Raw genomic sequence first — 19,970 nt, 5'->3', positions numbered from 1 at the left:
TTCTTCTCTAGCAGAATGCTCTACACGAGAAATCCGGCGAGTATCAATTTTGGGGCAAGCGTCTACCAACCAACGTGACGGTCTTTACCCCAAAAAGCGTTACTTATTGCATGCTTGTCGCACGTTCAACCACAGAACTTGGCAGCTTGATACCGAGCTTAGATGCTGCGCTTTCATTAATTACAAGGTCAGAGCCCGTCGCGACTTTTACATCCAGCTTGCCTGGTTCTTGACCATCAAGAATCGCCGCCACGTAATCCGCGGTTTGTACACCAACCTGGTAGTAGTCAAAACCTAAGCCTGCAATAGCACCCTTTTCGACATACGACGTCGCGCCACCAAATACAGGTTTCTTCGCTTGATTCGCTGCCACAATCATCCCTTCAATCGCACTTGCAACTGTATTGTCTGTTGGGGCGTAAAGAATGTCTGATTTCGCTGCAATCGCTTGAGTCGCAGACTGAACATCAGCACTTTTTAGTGCGGTCGCTTCAACCACTTGTATGCCTTTTGCTTTTGCGCTTTCTTTTAGTAATTCAACTAAAGTCACGGCATTAGCTTCACCGGGATTAAATACAACCCCGATGCTTTTCACCTGAGGAAGAATTTCTTGGATGAGATCGACATGCTGAGCAACGGGTGAAAGATCAGACAGGCCAGTTACGTTTTTGCCTGGTTGTTCCATCGACTTAACCAATTTCGCACCAACCGGATCTGTTACCGCAGTAAAGACAACAGGAATAGAGCGAGTAGCCGACACCAAAGCTTGTGCCGAAGGTGTCGCGATGCCAACTAACACATCAGGATTTTCGCCGACGTACTGACGGGCAATTTGCACCGCAATCGCTGGATTACCCTGTGCGGTCTTATAATCAAATTCTAGATTTTTGCCTTCTTCGTAGCCTTTCGCTTTCAAACCATCAAGTAACCCTTGGCGCGTCGCGTCTAACGCCGGGTGTTCGACAATCTGTGAAACTGCGACAGTTGCAGTGGCGGCCAGTACATTGGTAGAAGAGAAAATAGCAGTAGCTGATAGAACGGCAGTGGCTAATAAACGTTTCGTTTTCATCATAACTCCTTGATGTGACTTCGTCCTTGTTTCACGAGCTTTCAATATGTGTATCGACTCGTGAATTCAAATGTTTGAAGGCGGTATTGTTGTGTTCATATAACTGTGCACTTCTTGCGCATCTTGTTTTTATTATTACTACTAAGTCTTAGTAAAGAAAAGAAAGATTTAACACTAAAGCAACATTTGTGATCGGGGGGACTTCTTCATCCGGAAAGAATCTTTGGTAAACAAAGCTTCGCTCGCTTCATCAACGACCGTCAAAGTAGGTAATAGAGGCAGGATCAAAAATGGAGCGGCCAGTGCACACTCCATTTCAAACAATTTAAATTAGAACCAACGCTCTAATGACGATTTATCGAGCTGGCGAAACGCTCGGTTCAGTATTATCGCAAGCTCTTTGTAACGAGGGCGAGCTTTGACAGGCTCTAATGCAAAACCTGTTTCCACAATTTTTTGATGCAACTCCCGATACCAAGAGGCCAAAGAAGGCGGCAATTTCGTGTTGGATCGAGCACCAAGCCACCAAATGCCTTGAAGTGGCAAGCTAATCGCAAACAAGGCGACAACAATGGATTGAGGTAACGCGTGGTAATTGTTGAATGCCATTTGAGTGAGTACGCTGATCGCAGCAACGGCCGGCATGACTTTAATGCCAAAGCGAGTCGCCTTAATGATACGCTGTTCCGGAAATATGGCGCTTAGCTCTTTACGAACCGGCCAGATCTCCATGTAATTCTGGCCATCTTTCAGGCTATGGATCAATCCGACTTTATTACTCATACCGCTCTCTCACTAAAAAATAGTTGAACATTTCAACTGAAGGTACAAAAAATTGATGAAAGTTAATATTCTTTCAAATTTTTTTTGTTATCATTGCTTATTATCGCTATCCTTTGCAGACCCTCAATCTCATTGTTGCTGTTATTTACAATTTAAGCAACTCCGAGATATCTATCTGCACGGATCGCATCATAGTGATGGAAGGGTTCATCACTATTTCTTTATATGGAATTAGAACAATTTTTGACCAGGATTAGTACGCAGCCTTCTGGGTATCGGCTATTCTTGTGATTAATTTTTCATTCTTTAACTGATTTTTTTATCAGACGAATAACAGGTAGTCATACATGTCTAAGCTAGTTTTAGTTTTAAACTGCGGTAGTTCTTCTCTTAAATTTGCCGTTGTTGATGCCGAAAACGGCGACGAGCACTTGTCAGGTCTTGCTGAGTGTCTTCACCTTCCTGAAGCTCGCATCAAGTGGAAACTTGATGGCAAGCACGAAGCTCAACTAGGCAATGGTGCAGCTCACGAAGAAGCACTAGCGTTTATGGTAGAAACTATTCTTGCTTCTAAGCCAGAGCTTAAAGCTAACCTAGGCGCAATCGGTCACCGTATCGTTCACGGCGGCGAGCAGTTCACTCAATCTGCACTAATTACTGATGAAGTTCTAAAAGGTATTCAAGACGCTGCAACATTTGCACCTCTTCATAACCCTGCTCACATCATCGGTATCGAAGCGGCTAAGAAAAACTTCCCAGAGCTGAAAAACGTTGCTGTATTTGACACTGCGTTCCACCAAACTATGCCTGAAGAGTCTTACCTATACGCTCTTCCATACAACCTATACAAAGAACACGGTATCCGTCGTTACGGCATGCACGGTACTTCTCACTTGTTCATCACTCGTGAAGTTGCAGGCCTACTAAACAAACCAGTTGAAGAAGTAAACATCATCAACTGTCACCTAGGTAACGGCGCATCTGTATGTGCGATCAAGAACGGTCAATCTGTAGACACTTCTATGGGTCTTACTCCACTTGAAGGTCTGGTAATGGGTACTCGCTGTGGCGACATCGACCCTGCTATCGTCTTCCACCTACACGACGCTCTAGGTTACTCTGTTGATCAAATCAACACGATGCTAACTAAAAAGTCTGGTCTTCAAGGTCTAACTGAAGTGACTTCTGACTGTCGTTTCGTTGAAGACAACTACGGTCAAAAAGAAGAAGCAACACGCGCAATGGACGTGTTCTGCCACCGTCTAGCTAAATACGTTGCTGGCTACACTGCTTCAATGGAAGGCCGTCTAGACGCAATCACTTTCACTGGCGGTATCGGCGAGAACTCTGGCCCTATCCGTGAAATGGTTCTAAACCGTCTTGGCATCTTCGGTATCGAAGTAGATAGCGAAGCTAACCTTAAAGCTCGCTTCGGCGGCGAAGGCGTTATCACGACTGAAAACAGCCGTATCCCTGCAATGGTTATCTCTACTAACGAAGAGCTAGTCATCGCTGAAGACACTGCTCGCCTGACAGGTCTTTAATTGAATTCCTGGCTAGCCACTCGGCTAGCCAGTTTTCATTCAAACGAATTTCTTAGGGGCTCAACTCCTATTCTTCGAGCTTCATGGAATAAGAGTTGAGCTTTTATCCCCCAAATAGCTAAAGGTACTCTACGAATGTCTCGTACTATTATGCTTATCCCTACTAGCGCAGGCGTTGGCCTAACAAGCGTTAGCATGGGTGTTCTTCGCGCTATGGAGCGTAAAGGCGTTAAAGTTTCTTTCTACAAGCCAATCTGTCAGCCACGTTCAGGTGGTGATCAGCCAGATCTGACTTCAACTATCGTTGGTCGTAACAGCGATATGAAGATCGGTGAACCAATGGCGATGTCTGTTGCTGAAAGCCTAATCGGTAACGACAACATGGACGAGCTGCTAGAAACCGTTGTTGAACGTTACAACCAAATCAACAAAGACGCAGACGTTACGCTAATCGAAGGTCTTGTACCTACTCGTAAGCACCCATTTGCAAACCAAGTAAACGCGGAAATCGCGGCAACACTTGGTGCAGAAATCGTGCTAGTTGCGACTCCAGGTACTGATAACCCTGCGCAACTGAAAGAGCGTATCGAAGTAGCATGTTCTAACTTCGGCGGCACTAAAAACAAAAACATCTCTGGTGTTATCATCAACAAGCTAAACGCTCCTGTTGACGAAGCTGGCCGTACTCGCCCTGACCTATCTGAAATCTTTGACGATGCAGACAGCGCGAAACAAAACGAATTGAAAGTGATGGAAATTTTCAACACTTCTCCAATTCGTGTACTAGGTTGTGTGCCATGGAGCATTGATCTGATTGCGACTCGTGCAATCGACATGGCTAAACACCTGAACGCAGATATCATCAACGAAGGTGACATCAACACTCGTCGCATCAAGAGCATCACTTTCTGTGCACGTTCTCTGCCAAACATGATTGAGCACTTCAAACCGGGCTCTCTACTTGTTACTTCTGCAGACCGTCCTGATGTTATCGTTGCTGCTTCTCTTGCTGCAATGAACGGTGTGGATATTGGTGCTGTACTGCTAACTGGCGGTTACGATATCCCTAGCGAAATCGAAGGCCTATGTAAACCAGCATTCGACACTGGTCTACCTATCTTCAAAGCACAAGGTAACACTTGGCAAACGTCTCTAAACCTACAGAGCTTCAGCATCGAAGTACCTGCAGACGATAAAGAGCGTATCGAGTTCATCAACGAACACGTTGCTGGCCACATCGACGGTAACTGGATCGAGTCTATGACTGAAGGCACTCAGAAGTCTCGTCGTCTAAGCCCACCAGCGTTCCGTTACCAGCTAACTGAACTTGCTCGTAAAGCAGGTAAGCGTATCGTTCTTCCAGAAGGTGACGAACCACGCACAGTTAAAGCAGCGGCAATCTGTGCTGAACGCGGCATTGCAGACTGTGTACTTCTAGGTAACCCAGATGAAATCCGTCGCGTAGCAGCTCAACAAGGCGTTGAGCTAGGTACTGGTGTAACCATCATCGATGCAGATGCTGTTCGTGAAAACTACGTTGCTCGCCTAGTTGAGTTGCGCGGTGCGAAAGGCATGACTGAAGTTGTGGCTCGTGAGAAGCTACAAGATTCAGTATTCCTAGGCACAATGATGCTTGAGAACAACGAAGTTGACGGCCTAGTTTCTGGTGCTGTTCACACTACGGCGAACACTATCGTTCCTCCGTTCCAAATCATCAAGACGGCACCAAATGCGTCTATCGTATCTTCAGTATTCTTCATGCTTCTGCCTGATCAGGTACTGGTTTACGGTGACTGTGCAATCAACCCAGATCCAACTGCTGAACAGCTTGCTGAAATCGCTATCCAATCTGCTGACTCTGCAGCAGCATTCGGTATCGAACCACGCGTTGCAATGATCTCTTACTCTACTGGTGAATCTGGTAAGGGTGCAGACGTTGATAAAGTACGTGAAGCTACAAAACTGGCTCAAGAGAAACGTCCTGATCTTATCATTGACGGTCCTCTACAGTACGACGCTGCTATTATGGAAAACGTTGCTGCTTCTAAAGCACCAAACTCTCCAGTTGCAGGTAAAGCGACAGTATTTGTATTCCCAGACCTAAATACGGGTAACACAACTTACAAAGCGGTACAACGTTCAGCTGACCTAGTATCTATCGGTCCAATGCTGCAAGGTATGCGTAAGCCTGTAAACGACTTGTCTCGTGGAGCGCTAGTAGACGACATCGTGTACACCATCGCTCTAACAGCTATCCAAGCAGACCAAGAAGCTAAATAATCGCTTCTGACATCTAGTTAGATATAGATACAAAGCCCTCGATTCGTCGAGGGCTTTTTCTATTGCTGGCCAGAACACTTATTTGTTTTTTATACCAATCACTGCACAACCTATAATTACTGGTGCGCAAAGCTTTTCTCCCTATCGCCCCACCACACCTAATCGACAATGCTCGCGCTTGTTCTTACACCGATTGACCCATTCCCCAAAATACATTGGCTCCAAGGCAGCACGGCCCCTGTTCAATTTATCGGCATTATTTACGTTTTAGCTAAACTTTTTTGCTAGGAAATACGTAAAAGCTACTGCAATGCACAAACTCATTGACTGCTAAGGAATATATATGAAGGATTTCATCAATACATCACTGATTAAGTTTGGTTTAGCTGCGTTTCTGATTAGTTTTTCTTCATTCAGCTTTTCCGCCTCGAGTATTAAAGGCGTCGATCAAGATATGTCCGGAGGAACGGTGACCGCTGAAATGGCTCATGCTGATGACAATGGGTGGATGGTTGTCCACCGAACAGACGAATCAATGAAGCCTGGTCCTGTTATCGGCTACGCTCCGTTAAAAATGGGAAAGAATGAAAACGTAAATGCAATTTTGATGGAACCAGTAGAATCAGGCGATATGCTGATGTTAATGGTCCACGGAGAGAAAGGTGGCATGAAGACTGGTGTGTTTGAGTATACGCTCGGCGCTAAAGAGGACGGTCCTGTAAAAGTGGACGGAAAGCTAGTGATGGACATCGTACGCGCTAAGTAAGGTGGCGATGAATGAAAAAGTAAACTTCCTACTCCCGGTATTTAGATGACACAAAAGTACTTAACGGCATTGCTAACCGTTAAGTACTTTTTCATTTGCAATGGAAGCAGCAAACTAGCCAATCCTTTCTCTTCCATGAGGAGTATTTAGGTCTAAATCAGGCCCTTTTGGTACAACTTGCGTCGGATTAATCCCAGTGTGGCTGAAGTAGTAGTGGCGTTTAATGTGATAGAAATCCGTCGTTTCTTCGACGCCTTCGACTTGATATAACTCTTTTAAGTAGCCTTGTATATTTTCGTAGTCTGCGATGCGCTGCTTGTTACACTTGAAATGCCCCACATACACCGCATCAAAACGAATAAGAGTCGTAAACAAACGCCAATCAGCCTCAGTAATTGTGTTCCCAGCTAAGTAACGATGCGTCGCTAAGTGAGCATCGATTTTATCTAACGCATTAAACAAAGAATCAAACGCTTCTTCATACGCCTCTTGTGTAGTCGCGAAGCCACAACGATACACTCCGTTGTTGACATTTGGATAAACAAAATCGTTCCACTCATCAATAACGTGTTTTAGATGATCTGGATAGTAGTCGTCGTGATTCCCTGTTAACGCATTGAATTCCGAATTGAACATGCGAATGATCTCTGACGACTCGTTTGACACAATAGTATTGGTCTTTTTATCCCAAAGTACAGGCACGGTTACGCGGCCCGTGTAATCGGGTTTGGCCTGCGTGTAAATTTGATACATGCGCGTGTGACCAAACAATGGCTCAGGAAGCCCCATTTGCCAACCTTGGCTGAGCATATCAGGGCAAACGACCGTGACATCAATATGTGGTTCTAAACCTTTCAGCTTGCGGAAAATGAGGGTTCGATGTGCCCACGGACAAGCAAGAGAGACATACAAATGGTATCGACCGGACTCTGGTGTAAACTCCGCATCAGGGTCGTTTTTAACCCAGTTACGGAATCCGGCATCTTCGCGCACAAATTTGCCACCATTTGATTTTGTGTCATACCAGACATCTTGCCAAACACCTTCAACCAACTTACCCATGATTGCTCTCCTCTCGTTCTGTTTGTGTCTATATTAGCGTTTCCTATCAAACAGAGAATCATCGAACTTAGGACATCATGTTCAAGAAATTCGAATGTATAAATCAGACACATAAAAAAAGCGCGACCCGATGAAGGTGTCGCGCTTAAGCCCGTCACAGGCTGAATTTATACACTAACGTGTAAACAAGATACCGCGTGAACGTCATTACCTAAAATGGTTGGCTTTGTCTTCGCACACTCTTCGGTTGCTTGTGGGCACCGAGTGCGGAATACACAACCCGACGGTGGGTTGATAGGTGAAGGAAGATCACCCTCTAGCATTTGGATTTTCTTATTGCGCTCAATATCCGGGTCCGGGATCGGAACCGCAGACATCAGCGCACGCGTATATGGGTGCTTAGGATCAGCAAACAGAGCCTCGGCCTCGCCAAGTTCCACGGCATTACCTAAATACATAACTAAAACGCGATCTGAAATGTGTTTAACGACAGACAAGTCATGCGCAATGAATACCAGAGAAAGCCCTAACTCTTTTTGAATCTCTTTAAGCAGGTTAACAACCTGAGCTTGAATAGATACATCAAGCGCCGATACTGGCTCGTCACAAATGATCATCTTAGGCTTAAGGATAAGCGCACGCGCTATCCCGATACGCTGACACTGACCACCCGAGAACTCGTGTGGGTAACGGTTAATCACGTTAGGTAATAGGCCAACTTTCGCCATCATCTCTTTAACGCGATCTTTCACTTCCTGCTTAGACAGTTCTGGATAGAATGTCTCAAGAGGTTCAGCAATAATATCACCAACAGTCATACGCGGATTCAGCGATGCCAATGGGTCTTGGAAAATCATCTGAATTTCTTTACGCGTCTCACGGCGCTGAACGCTTTTCATTTTAGTAAGGTCTTGACCCAACCAAACTACTTGGCCGTCAGTAGCTTCAACCAGACCAATGATGGCACGAGCAAACGTCGATTTACCACAACCTGATTCACCTACTACACCAAGCGTTTCCCCTTCGTATAGTCGAACGTTCACGCCATCTACCGCTTTCAGGCTCGAAGGCTTTGACCACGGCCATGCCGACTTTGAGGCAATGCTGAAGTGAACTTTCAGCTCAGAAATGTCCAGAATTAGTTTTTTGTCTACTGCGTTCATTTGTTCCAAGCCTCCCATTCAGAAAAACATGCACGCTGACGACCATCACCAAATGGTGTCAGAATTGGCGCCTCGCGCTTACAACGATCCATCACACGGTGACAGCGCTCTTGATAAGGGCAGCCCGGCGGTAGACGAAGCAAGTTTGGTGGATTACCAGGAATGGTCGGCAGAATTTCACCCTCAGTATCGAGGCGAGGAATCGCCTTCAGCAGACCCTCCGCATAAGGATGGCTTGGATTGTAGAAAATTTCGTTTACGTTGCCGTACTCCATGGTACGGCCTGCATACATCACCAGCACCTTGTCACACGAACCTGCAACCACACCAAGGTCGTGCGTGATCATGATGATCGCTGTGTTGAACTCAGATTTCAGCTCATTCAACAAGTCCATGATCTGTGCTTGTACCGTCACATCAAGTGCTGTTGTTGGCTCATCGGCAATAAGCAGTTTAGGACGACATAACAACGCCATCGCGATCATTACACGCTGACGCATACCGCCTGAAAACTCATGCGGGTACATCGTGATACGCTTACGCGCTTCAGGGATTTTTACCGCTTCCAGCATGCGTACTGATTCTTCAAATGCTTCCGCTTTGCCCATGCCTTTGTGCAGCATAAGCACTTCCATCAACTGATCACTCACTTTCATGTAAGGGTTCAGTGATGTCATTGGGTCTTGGAAGATCATTGCGATCTGTTCCGCACGCACTTTGTTCAGTTCTTTTTCTGGTAAGTTTAGGATTTCTTTGCCTTCAAACTTTGCGCTACCAGAAATAATACCGTTCTTAGCCAAAAGGCCCATGATTGCGAATACGGTTTGAGATTTACCTGATCCCGACTCTCCAACGATACCTAAGGTTTCGCCTTGGTTGAGAGAGAAGTTCAAATCGTTTACTGCGGTTACGATACCATCTTGCGTGGTGAATTCGACGCGCAGATCTTTGACATCTAATAAGCTCATCATTGCTTCCTTAATCTTATCTTTTAATTATCTGTCTTTTGGATCCAGCGCATCGCGCAGGCCGTCACCAACGTAGTTGAAGCAGAATAGCGTCACAACCATGAACACTGCTGGGAATGCCAGCTGCCAGATTGCTACTTCCATTGTCTGTGCACCTTCTTGTAGAAGAGCGCCCCAACTTGTCATTGGTTCCTGAACACCAAGACCAAGGAATGATAGGAATGATTCCGTTAGAATCATACTCGGGATAAGCAGCGTAGAGTATACCGCTACAATACCCAGTACGTTCGGTACGATATGACGAGTAATGATTTTCCAGTTGCTTACACCACACACATGTGCCGCTTCGATAAACTCCTTGCTACGTAGACTAAGAGTCTGACCACGTACGATACGCGCCATATCTAGCCATGCGATAGCACCAATCGCAACGAAGATCAGCATGATGTTACGACCGAAGAATGTTACCAGTACAATCACCAGGAACATAAACGGTACCGCGTATAAAATTTCTAGAATACGCATCATTACGCGGTCAACTTTACCGCCGATGAAACCAGATGCTGCGCCGTAGAGCGTACCAATCAGTACCGCTACAAATGCACCCATAACACCTACCATCAACGAAATACGACCTCCAATTAGCGTACGCACGTATAAATCACGGCCTAAGCTGTCAGTACCAAACCAATGGTCAGCATTCGGTGCAACGTGCATCGCGTACCAGTCAGTATCATCAAATGTGTACGGTGCGATCATTGGCAGGATAATAACCGCCAACGTCATTAGAACAAGAAGGAATAAGCTCACCATCGCCGCTTTGTTGCGCATGAAACGGATACGAGCATCTTGCCAAAGACTGCGACCTTCAATCTCCAAGTTTTCGGAGAATTTCTCAATCGCTTCTAGGTTTTCTTTTTTCGTTAACATAACCAAACGTCCCTGTTAGTAGCGAATTTTCGGGTCAATCATTGCAAGTAAAATATCTACAATCGCGTTGAATAGAATGAATAGGAAACCAATCAGAATGGTTACCCCCATTACTAGCGAGTAGTCACGGTTAAATGCAGCGTTAACGAATAGTTTACCAATACCAGGCAGACCAAAAATGGTTTCGATAACAACGGAGCCGGTGATGATACCTACGAAAGCTGGCCCCATGTAAGAAACAACAGGGAGAAGTGCCGGCTTCAGAGCGTGTTTGATAATGATGTAACGGTAACTTAGACCTTTAGCACGTGCCGTACGAATAAAGTTACTGTTTAGGGTTTCGATCATCGAACCACGCGTGATACGAGCAAAGGTAGCAACATACAGTAGCGACATACCAATAACAGGAAGCACTAAATACTGCCAGCTACCATCTTGCCAACCGCCCGCAGGGAAGATATTCCAGTGAAGCGAGAATATGTAGATAAGCGCAGGCGCCAATACAAAGGATGGCATTACGACACCAAGCATCGCAGTCGACATAATGGTGTAATCAATCCAAGTATTTTGCTTGAGCGCAGCAATGGTACCGACGGTAACCCCCATTATCAAAGTAAAGATAAAGGCGATGAAGCCCACTTTAGCCGAAACAGGTAAGGCAACCGCGATCAGCTCGTTTACTGAGTAATCAAGGTATTTAAATGACGGTCCGAAATCACCTTGGATAACATTGGTCAAATACGTGGTGTATTGTTCAAATACAGGTTTATCCAAGCCATATTTAGCTTCGATATTTGCCATTACTTCGGGTGGCAATGGACGCTCTGTCGAGAAAGGGTTTCCCGGTGCAAAGCGCATAAGAAAGAAAGATACGGTGATCAAAGCCAACATTGTTGGGATCGCCTCAAATATCCTTTTTGCGATGAATTTAAGCATAAACTCACTCTTTCAGTCTGTGACAGTTAAATTAAAGAAGTCGTCCAATTCTTTTGGACTAAAGATAGGCGCTACATGCAATTTCTCACATGTAGGGCCTCATTTTTATAGTTCTATCGAGTTACGAATTACTCTGTGATGTAGAGATCTTTAGAGTAAATCTTGTCTTCCGCGTTATTTACTGGGAAGCCACCAACTTTCGGTGATAGTAGACGTGATTTCACGTACTGGTAGATAGGTGCGATTGGCATATCTTTTGCCATCAACTTCTCTGCTTCTAGGTAAAGTGCTTGGCGCTCTTCGTCAGAAGTTGAAGCAAATGCTTTGTTCATGATCGCATCGTACTCTTTGCTGTCGTAGTGAATACCACCAGTAGTGTTATTACTCATCATCAGCGTTAGGAAAGATGAAGCTTCGTTGTAGTCGCCACACCAACCTGCACGAGCAACCTCAAAGTTGCCAGAATCTTTGGTAGATAGGTAAGTTTTCCACTCTTGGTTTTCTAGCGTAACGTCTAGACCAAGTGTCTTCTTCCACATTGAACCCAGTGCAACCGCAAGTTTCTTGTGGTTCTCTGATGTATTGTATAGAAGGTTAAATTCAAGAGGGTTGTCTACGCCGTAACCCGCTTCTTCCAATAGACGCGCAGCTTCTGCGTTACGCTCTTCTTGCGTCATTTTGCCGTATGCAGGAATTTCTGGGTTGAAACCTGCCGTAATTTCAGGTGTTAGGAAGTAAGCTGGCTTTTGACCTTGACCTAAAATCGCATCGGTCACAATGTTACGGTCAATCGCATAAGAAATCGCTTTACGCACACGAACATCATCAAACGGCTTTTTCTTCGTATTGAAGATGTAGTAGTAAGTACATAAGTTACCGGTTACAGACACTTCTTGTGGGTGCTCTTTCTTCAGACGCTTGAAGTGCTCTGTAGGCAGCTCGTTCGTGAAGTCGATTTCACCCGCTAGGAAGCGGTTCATTTCCGCTACTTGGTTCTCGATTGGTAGGAAAGTAACTTGGTCAAGCGTCGTGTTTTCGTTGTCCCAGTACTGTTCGTTACGTTTTAGAACCAAACGCTCGTTTACAACCCAGTTGTCAACAACATAAGCACCGTTACCTACAAAGTTCTCTGGCTTCGTCCATTGATCGCCGAACTTTTCAACAGTTGCTTGATGAACAGGTTTCACTGTCGTGTGGCCCATCATCATTACAAAATATGGTACTGCAGTATCTAACTCAACCACTAACGTGTGATCGTCAACCGCTTTAACACCTAACTCGCTCTTATCTTTTTTACCCGCAACAATGTCTTTTGCGTTCTTCATCTTGGTGTATTCCATGTACCAAGCATATGGAGAGGCGGTTGCTGGATCGACTGCACGTTGGAAGCTGTAAACGAAATCACCTGCAGTGACAGGATCACCGTTTGACCATTTTGCGTCTTCACGTAAGTGGAAAGTGTATGTTTTGTTGTCTTCAGTTTCCCAAGATTCTGCAACACCAGGGATAGTGTTACCGTCCGCATCTTGGTTTACAAGGCCTTCAAGAAGATCGCGAATCACGTGGGATTCTGGAACACCTTGAGATTTATGAGGGTCTATTGTCGCAACTTCTGTACCGTTACCACGCACCAATTCTTGAACAGCAGCAAGTTTTGGCTCTTTAGAATCAGATTTAGCTTCAGGGGCTGGAGCCGGAGCAGGCTCAGCAGCTTGTTTCTCCGCAGGCTTTTCACCACAACCAGCTAGAGCGAGAGAAAGACCAGCACCAATAAATAAAGCGCGCGTGATTTTATTCTTATACATGCGTAAAACTCCAAATTTTTTCGTTAGCATCCATGACTTCTTTGTAAGGGCCTGGAACGGTCAGAGTTTTAGATTTTTTTAGTGCACTTTCTGAGCACAAAAGTCTAAAACCTTACAAAGACTGCGGCACACATTAGCAATCATTGAAGTAATTTGCCATAAAAATGTAGCAAAAAAACCAATAATGCTGACTAAACCACACATATCTAGCAGTAAACTCTAACCCCAAAGCATTCACCAGCCAAATAAAGACCAGAAGCGACATTTAACAGGCGAAACTTTCGATTAATCTGAGTTTAAACCATTTACTAGCATCTTATGCTAGATATTTACACATCATTTAACATTTATGACAAATCAAGTCTAACAAATAATTGTTTATATATTGGGCAAAAAACTTTTATTGTGAAGAATATCACCAGACAAAAGATAGGAAATATTGAAACAAAGTGAGCAATACAATGAAGATAAATACAAAAAAAGCTAAGTACCATTAGCACTTAGCTTTTTTCACTAGAATGCGGGTTAGTTCTATTTTTCCCAACGCTGTGCAGCTTGATGATCGGTGTCGCGCGACTCAATCCAACGATCTTCATTCGTCGTACGCTCTTTTTTCCAAAATGGTGCTTGGGTTTTCAGATAATCCATGATGAACTCGCACGCATCAAATGCCGCGCCGCGGTGCGCACTGGAAACGCCCACAAATACAATTTGATCACCGCTATCCATGTCTCCGACACGATGAATCACGCGTACACCTAATAGTGGCCAGCGAGACTCTGCTTGATCGCAAATGTCGCTCAAGCTCTTCTCTGTCATCCCCGGATAGTGCTCTAGATGTAAACCAATGACATTATCCCCAAGGTTCATATCTCGAACTTTACCAACGAATGTAACGACAGCGCCGGCAGCCGTCCCTTCAGATAGACGTTGATATTCTTGCTCAACCGAAAAGTCTTCAATTTGTACAGATACACGAGAATCCATCTTAACCCCCAGTTACCGGCGGGAAAAACGCAACTTCGTCACCTGCTTTTACTTGTGTATCCAGAGGGACGATGGATTGGTTCACTGCAGCAAGTAGCTTTCCTGGCTCGAGCGCTAAATCCCACTTGCCATCTTTCTTAGTGCCTTCTTCCACTAGATGTGCACGAATGGATTCCACCGTTTCAAACGGCCCGTCTAACTCGACACTGTCGATGCCAATCAGCTCTCGAGTTTGAGCAAAGAAAAGTACTTTAATCATGATTCCACCTTAAAGTGACCAGATTTACCACCCGTTTTCTCTAGTAGACGAACTTGACCAATGACCATGTCTTTTTGTACTGCTTTACACATATCGTAAATCGTTAGAGCAGCAACGGAAGCTGCCGTGAGCGCTTCCATTTCCACACCAGTTTTACCCGCAAGTTTACATACTGATTCGATGCGAACTTTGTTTTCTGCTTCGATAGCTTCCAGTTGAACTTCAACTTTAGAGAGTAGTAGCGGATGACAAAGTGGAATCAAATCCCAGGTTTTCTTCGCAGCTTGAATACCAGCAATACGAGCCGTCGCAAATACATCACCTTTGTGGTGCTGGCCAGAGACAATCAGTTGAAGTGTTTCTGGGGCCATGTGAACAAATGCTTCAGCACGAGCTTCACGAACCGTCTCCGTTTTTGCTGACACGTCAACCATGTTTGCTTCGCCAGAAGCATTGATATGTGTAAATTGGGTCATTGTTTTTCCTTCGCTTTTAGGAAAGGTTATACAGATAGGTGTGGCATGAAGTTACAAGGGCGATGACTTGCATCCAACTGCTGTTTAATAATTTTTGTCCAGCCTGTGCGGCACGCACCAGTTGAACCTGGCATTGCGAAGATCACGGTGTGGTTAGCAAAACCAGCAATCGCACGAGACTGAATCGTAGACGTACCGATCTCTTCGTACGACACCATACGGAACAACTCACCAAAACCTTCAACTTCTTTATCAAATAGAGGCTTAAGTGCTTCTGGCGTGCTATCACGTGAGGTGAAACCTGTACCGCCAGTAATCATGATCGCTTGTACGCTTTCATCAGCAATCCATTGAGAAACAATCGCGCGGATCTTGTACATGTCATCAATAACAATTTGCTTGTCTACTACGTTGTGACCCGCTTCTTGAGCATGCTCAGCTAGGTAACGACCAGAGGTATCGTTTTCTTCAGTACGAGTGTCAGATACCGTTAGAACGGCAATATTTGCAGGTTGGAATTTGCTTTCAGCGTGACCCATTTGTTCACCTATTCTCTTAATTAGCTTTGATACGCTTGGTATCGATTCGGAAAAAGTTAGAGCCAGCTTATCAGTGAACTCGCTCTAAAAATTGAATGAAGTTAGCCGCCGATAGACGCGAGGTGTGGCGTCATACCAGTATTGCCATCATGCAAGAAATGGCTTACCGACTTGGTTTGTAACTGCGCCTGGATACGTTCAATAAGCTCACTCTCTTGCTCATCACGTTCCAAAAGATCACGCAATTCTACACCGTGGTCTCCAAACAGACATAGGTGCAGCTTACCCATCGCAGAAACGCGCAGTCGGTTGCAGCTTTCACAAAAGTCTTTTTCATAAGGCATGATAAGACCTATTTCACCCTTGTAATCAGGATGAACAAATACTTGCGCAGGACCATCATTATGCGAGCGCACTTTCAGCAACCAACCATTTGCAATTAGCTGGTTACGAATTGCCACTCCGGATACATGGTGCTTATTAAATAGCTCATCCATCTCACCCGTTTGCATCAACTCAATGAAACGCAGTTGGATTGGACGATCTTTTATCCAGTTAAGAAACGCTGGCAGCTCGTGATGGTTCAGATCTTTCATCAACACCACATTAACTTTTACTTGCTCATAACCGACCTCGAACGCACGTTCGATACCATTCATGACTTCAGTAAACTTATTTTCACCTGTGATTTGATGAAACATACGCGGGTCAAGGCTATCCACACTGACATTAATGTGGGTTAAACCCGCTTCACGCCATTCTGCGACTTGTTTTGCCATGCGGTAGCCATTGGTTGTCGTTGCAACTTTTTGAATGCCAGGCGTCGCCGCTACTGAATGGATAATGTCGGTAAAATCTTTGCGTAAGCTAGGCTCACCACCAGTGATGCGCACTTTTGACGTGCCACAATCAGCGAATGCTTTTACGACCCGTTTGATTTCAGGGAGAGATAAAAAAGACGAGTTTTTATTGCCCGAAGGCTTATAGCCATCAGGAAGGCAATAGGTACATTTGAAATTACATACGTCGGTCACAGACAGACGCAAGTAATAAAACTTACGATGAAATTTGTCTTCGAATTGTTGCGCCACGGAACACCTTTCCAAACACGGGAGGCATGGCCATTTCCAATCATGCCCTTGTGACAGTATGCCACTGGCTCAAAACGCTTATCCAAGGACTTAGCAATAGTGAGCTCGGAGTTATGGCAACCAGAGATATGAAATCTCTGATAGCTTTGCGGTGTAAAATACTTAATATTTGTAATGGAATCCAGACTTGAGTGATAAAAAACTCTCTAGAGACACAATTTACCGCTAAGTGAGTACCTTTAAGACACTCCTTAAGATAAATTGTAGCCGTTTTTTATTAGATTATTAGAAGAACATAATGAATATCTACACAGATAAAAAAGTGGTCGCTGTTGGCGGTGGTCATGGCTTAGGTCGAATGCTGGCCGCATTACGAGATTTTGGCAGCAATGCAACTGGGATTGTTGCCACGACTGACAATGGTGGTTCAACAGGAAGAATTCGTCACTGCCAAGGAGGAATCGCTTGGGGAGACACACGTAACTGTATTAATCAGCTCATTACAGAGCCTTCGATCAGTTCTATGATGTTTGAATATCGCTTCAAAGGCACTGGCGAACTTGATGGTCATAATCTTGGTAATTTGATGCTTACTGCACTCGATAACTTATCGGTCAGACCTTTAGATGCCATTAATCTGATTCGCAATATGTTAAAAGTCGACGTTAACATCCTTCCTATGTCCGAACACCCTTCGGATCTTTCCGCGTTATCCGTAGATGGGAAGTGGGTTACGGGAGAAACAAATGTCGACGAAATGAAAGCAGACTTGCGACGTTTGGATCTTTCACCAGAAGTGCCTGCTACCAAAGAAGCCATCACAGCTTTGGCGGAAGCGGACGCGATTATTCTTGGCCCTGGCAGTTTTTTAACTAGTATCATGCCTCCTTTATTGCTGCCTGAACTCGGCAAAGCGATTGCAGCAAACACAAAAGCAAAAGTCATTTTTGTTGCTAACCTGAGTCCAGAATACGGCCCAGCGGGACGAATGACGATGGCTCAAAAATTAGAATGGTGTGAACGTGCCTGTCAAGGAAGAAAAATAGACGTGGTTCTAGCAGAGAAAACCGAGCAAGACGTCTTAAGTCAATGGAATGTAGTGACGGAGTCACTCGCCTCCTCTAACCGAGACTGGCGTCACGATAGAAGCAAGCTCAAACTAGCGATTGAAAATCAGCTACAACTTTCTATTTAAGAGCACGTTACCTGGCTAGCGCCCTCTTTTAAGGTGTTTATTGATAATGAAAACCCTTCTGTCATCGAAGGGTTTTAGTTCAGGCATCCAGTAAGAACAGATGTTTACTAAGAAAAAATTGTTAATAGAAAAAATAGCTACTGTCGCCAAGAGCGATAAGCATCTCGAGTTTCGTGCAAAAGATCGAACATAGCCTCTAACTCCTCAGACTCCGCAGTCAACTCACCGGCTTTCGCTTTTTTGTCTATGGACATAGCCAGTTCACAAAGGCGATCTGCCCCAAAGCTCGCAGCACTACTTTTCAACGCGTGGCTGATTTCTTTTGAGTAAGCTAATCGCTCTGCCCCCTGCAGTTGGGATAAGTTCTCGATATAGGTATCCATTTCTCCTAGGAAGATATCGAACAGTACAGGTACGTTGTCACTGCCAATTTCCATCGACAGTTCATCTATTTTTTGCTGATTTAATACATTTACACTCATACTTTTTGCCGCTCTTCCTTGCCGTTCCATGCCTGTAACTTGCGGTAAATCGTCGACGGACTGACATCAAGATATCCCGCCGCTCGAGGAATATTGCCATCACATGCTTCAATCGCTTGCTCGATTGCCATTTTTTCCGTCATCCATAATGGCATAATCTCAGATGCGGTCATCGCTTTCGGCTCAATTAATTTAGCCACAGACGACGGACGGTCAAGCGGTTGATTCAACGGTGGCGGTAACATGTCCAACGTAATCTCTTTACCGTTGTTTAGAACAACGATGTTGCGTAGCACGTTTTGTAACTGACGAACGTTACCCGGCCACTCATAGCTGTTGAATCGCTCGATGACATCAGGCGCAAAACGTATGAAGCTTTTTCCTTCTTCGTGTGACATGTAACCTAGCAGTGAGTATGCAATTTCAATAACATCTTCGCCTCGTTCGCGTAAAGGCGGTAAATGCAAAGGAATGACATACAAACGATAGTACAAATCTTCACGGAATCGACCTTCTTGTACCTCTTTCCAGGGATCACGGTTAGTGGCACACACAAAGCGCACATCCACGCTCTTCATTTTTGAGGAACCCACTTTTTGGAATGTGCCCGTTTGAATAAATCGTAGCAACTTGGTTTGTAAATCCAAGTCCATCTCACAAAGCTCATCTAGAAAAAGTGTGCCGCCATCCGCTAACTCAGCTGCCCCTTGACGATCATTCGCAGCGCCAGTAAAGGCCCCTTTTACGTGACCAAACAGTTCACTCTCAATCAAATCTTTTGGAATTGCAGCACAGTTAATTGCAATAAAAGGTTTGTCACCACGTTTACTTGCTGCGTGAATAGCCTCGGCACATACCTCTTTACCAGTACCACTTTCACCTGTGATAAAAATACTCGCTTTACTGCTCGCCGCTGAATCTATCGTACGGTAAACCTGCTGCATGGTTTGGCTACTGCCGATAAACCCCTGATAGCTCTGATTACCTGGATTATCGGCTTCATTTTTTAGCTTGGTCGCTTTACGAATTGCATTGTTAACCGTGACACGTAAACGGTCTGCTTCACACGGTTTAATTAGAAAGTCTTGTGAGCCATGACGCATGGCCTCGACAGCGGTATCGATAGAACCATGCGCTGTCATAAAGATTATAGGTACGTCGGGATGACTCTTTTTAACGGCATGTAAAACGTCCATCCCCGTCATATCTGGCAGACGGAGATCAAGTAAAATAAGATCTGGAATTCGATGATTTAGGCTCTCAATGGCATCCCTACCTGTGCCGACAATATTGATATCTATGCCAAGCGGTGTCAGGTATGAGCGGTACAGAGCCGCAACAGATGCGGTGTCCTCGACCATTAAAAGGTAACGAGACTTTGGGCCTTCGGATTTTTGTTGCATAACCTAGCTATTATTTTGTTGTGTTTTAAACAATAATCGCATTACGCTTTGCATTTTGCAAATAACATTAGCTAAATTATGGGCAAAGGAAAAAATTCAAAAATAATATCAATTATTTAAAAAGTGGCACAAACCATGCTGTAACCATAGTGACCCCTCGGGTCACCTAGCCAACTGACGTTGTTAGTGAACGATATGTTCACAAAACAAGCCAATAGACCCGACTGCCTAT

General features: G+C 44.8%; 19 protein-coding genes and 1 riboswitch. Of the genes, 4 read left to right on the top strand and 15 right to left on the bottom strand.

Translation table 11 applies throughout. The annotated features are described in order from the left end of the window. Positions 1-103: 103 nt before the first annotated feature. A complete protein-coding gene (locus tag UQW94_RS12585; protein ID WP_017633858.1) occupies positions 104-1,069 on the bottom strand; it encodes an ABC transporter substrate-binding protein in 966 nt (321 codons plus the stop codon). Positions 1,070-1,399: 330 nt separating this feature from the next. Continuing rightward, positions 1,400-1,852 (bottom strand): terminus macrodomain insulation protein YfbV, encoded by a 453-nt coding sequence (yfbV, locus tag UQW94_RS12580; protein ID WP_005380809.1) that lies wholly within the window; start codon positions 1,850-1,852, stop codon positions 1,400-1,402. A 347-nt stretch (positions 1,853-2,199) separates the two neighbouring features. Here yfbV and UQW94_RS12575 point away from each other — a divergent pair, with 347 nt between their 5' ends. From UQW94_RS12575 to UQW94_RS12565, 3 genes are all read left to right on the top strand, one after another. Next, on the top strand, positions 2,200-3,396 hold the full coding sequence (locus UQW94_RS12575) for an acetate kinase (RefSeq protein WP_322142258.1): 1,197 nt from the start codon (positions 2,200-2,202) through the stop codon (positions 3,394-3,396). Positions 3,397-3,531: 135 nt separating this feature from the next. Continuing rightward, positions 3,532-5,676 (top strand): phosphate acetyltransferase, encoded by a 2,145-nt coding sequence (gene pta, locus UQW94_RS12570; RefSeq protein ID WP_136976692.1) that lies wholly within the window; start codon positions 3,532-3,534, stop codon positions 5,674-5,676. Positions 5,677-6,019: 343 nt separating this feature from the next. Further along, positions 6,020-6,442 (top strand): hypothetical protein, encoded by a 423-nt coding sequence (locus UQW94_RS12565; RefSeq protein WP_005387269.1) that lies wholly within the window; start codon positions 6,020-6,022, stop codon positions 6,440-6,442. Between the two features lie 114 nt (positions 6,443-6,556). Here UQW94_RS12565 and UQW94_RS12560 read toward each other — a convergent pair whose 3' ends face one another. The 11 genes from UQW94_RS12560 to moaA all read right to left on the bottom strand — a co-directional run bounded on the left by UQW94_RS12560 (position 6,557) and on the right by moaA (position 16,658). Then, positions 6,557-7,504 carry a glutathione S-transferase family protein gene (locus UQW94_RS12560; RefSeq protein WP_005387267.1) on the bottom strand — a complete coding sequence of 316 codons (948 nt, stop codon included), beginning with the start codon at positions 7,502-7,504 and terminating at the stop codon, positions 6,557-6,559. A gap of 167 nt (positions 7,505-7,671) precedes the next feature. After that, the gene (oppF, locus tag UQW94_RS12555) at positions 7,672-8,685 is read right to left on the bottom strand and encodes a murein tripeptide/oligopeptide ABC transporter ATP binding protein OppF (RefSeq protein ID WP_005387265.1); all 1,014 of its coding nucleotides are present in this window, start codon (positions 8,683-8,685) and stop codon (positions 7,672-7,674) included. Beyond that, complete coding sequence (locus UQW94_RS12550; protein WP_005380792.1) at positions 8,664-9,635, bottom strand: ABC transporter ATP-binding protein; 972 nt, start codon at positions 9,633-9,635, stop codon at positions 8,664-8,666. Before UQW94_RS12550 ends, oppF begins: the two co-directional genes overlap by 22 nt. Before the next feature lie 27 nt (positions 9,636-9,662). Further along, the gene (gene oppC, locus UQW94_RS12545) at positions 9,663-10,565 is read right to left on the bottom strand and encodes an oligopeptide ABC transporter permease OppC (protein WP_017633861.1); all 903 of its coding nucleotides are present in this window, start codon (positions 10,563-10,565) and stop codon (positions 9,663-9,665) included. Between the two features lie 15 nt (positions 10,566-10,580). Then, positions 10,581-11,501 carry an oligopeptide ABC transporter permease OppB gene (gene oppB / locus UQW94_RS12540; RefSeq protein ID WP_322142257.1) on the bottom strand — a complete coding sequence of 307 codons (921 nt, stop codon included), beginning with the start codon at positions 11,499-11,501 and terminating at the stop codon, positions 10,581-10,583. 128 nt (positions 11,502-11,629) lie between these two features. Continuing rightward, positions 11,630-13,306, bottom strand: a complete 1,677-nt coding sequence (locus UQW94_RS12535; protein ID WP_213895503.1) for an ABC transporter substrate-binding protein — start codon at positions 13,304-13,306, stop codon at positions 11,630-11,632. A gap of 531 nt (positions 13,307-13,837) precedes the next feature. Further along, entirely contained in the window at positions 13,838-14,293 is a 456-nt protein-coding gene (gene moaE / locus UQW94_RS12530; protein ID WP_005380781.1) for a molybdopterin synthase catalytic subunit MoaE, read from the bottom strand. Position 14,294: 1 nt separating this feature from the next. Beyond that, positions 14,295-14,552 carry a molybdopterin synthase sulfur carrier subunit gene (gene moaD, locus UQW94_RS12525; protein WP_005388938.1) on the bottom strand — a complete coding sequence of 86 codons (258 nt, stop codon included), beginning with the start codon at positions 14,550-14,552 and terminating at the stop codon, positions 14,295-14,297. Beyond that, entirely contained in the window at positions 14,549-15,028 is a 480-nt protein-coding gene (gene moaC, locus UQW94_RS12520) for a cyclic pyranopterin monophosphate synthase MoaC (RefSeq protein ID WP_005380779.1), read from the bottom strand. The genes moaD and moaC overlap by 4 nt, the downstream gene beginning before the upstream one ends. A 26-nt stretch (positions 15,029-15,054) precedes the next feature. After that, positions 15,055-15,567, bottom strand: coding sequence for a molybdenum cofactor biosynthesis protein B (gene moaB / locus UQW94_RS12515; RefSeq protein WP_005388935.1), 513 nt, complete (start codon positions 15,565-15,567; stop codon positions 15,055-15,057). Between the two features lie 101 nt (positions 15,568-15,668). Continuing rightward, complete coding sequence (gene moaA, locus UQW94_RS12510; RefSeq protein ID WP_171344338.1) at positions 15,669-16,658, bottom strand: GTP 3',8-cyclase MoaA; 990 nt, start codon at positions 16,656-16,658, stop codon at positions 15,669-15,671. Continuing rightward, positions 16,647-16,781: riboswitch (molybdenum cofactor riboswitch) on the bottom strand. (Overlaps the previous gene by 12 nt.) Before the next feature lie 175 nt (positions 16,782-16,956). On the opposite strand from moaA, the gene UQW94_RS12505 reads away from it, so the two are divergent. Continuing rightward, a complete protein-coding gene (locus tag UQW94_RS12505; RefSeq protein ID WP_213876340.1) occupies positions 16,957-17,853 on the top strand; it encodes a YvcK family protein in 897 nt (298 codons plus the stop codon). A 137-nt stretch (positions 17,854-17,990) separates the two neighbouring features. On the opposite strand, the gene luxU is transcribed toward UQW94_RS12505, so the two are convergent. Both luxU and luxO read right to left on the bottom strand, forming a co-directional pair. Next, positions 17,991-18,335, bottom strand: coding sequence for a quorum-sensing phosphorelay protein LuxU (gene luxU / locus UQW94_RS12500; RefSeq protein ID WP_017636054.1), 345 nt, complete (start codon positions 18,333-18,335; stop codon positions 17,991-17,993). Beyond that, positions 18,332-19,738 (bottom strand): quorum-sensing sigma-54 dependent transcriptional regulator LuxO, encoded by a 1,407-nt coding sequence (gene luxO, locus UQW94_RS12495; RefSeq protein WP_262657319.1) that lies wholly within the window; start codon positions 19,736-19,738, stop codon positions 18,332-18,334. Before luxO ends, luxU begins: the two co-directional genes overlap by 4 nt. Positions 19,739-19,970: the final 232 nt, after the last annotated feature.

Source organism: Vibrio sp. PBL-C16 (genome assembly GCF_034321865.1).
Taxonomy (GTDB): domain Bacteria; phylum Pseudomonadota; class Gammaproteobacteria; order Enterobacterales; family Vibrionaceae; genus Vibrio; species Vibrio alginolyticus.
This window is presented reverse-complemented; position numbering and strand designations above follow the sequence as displayed.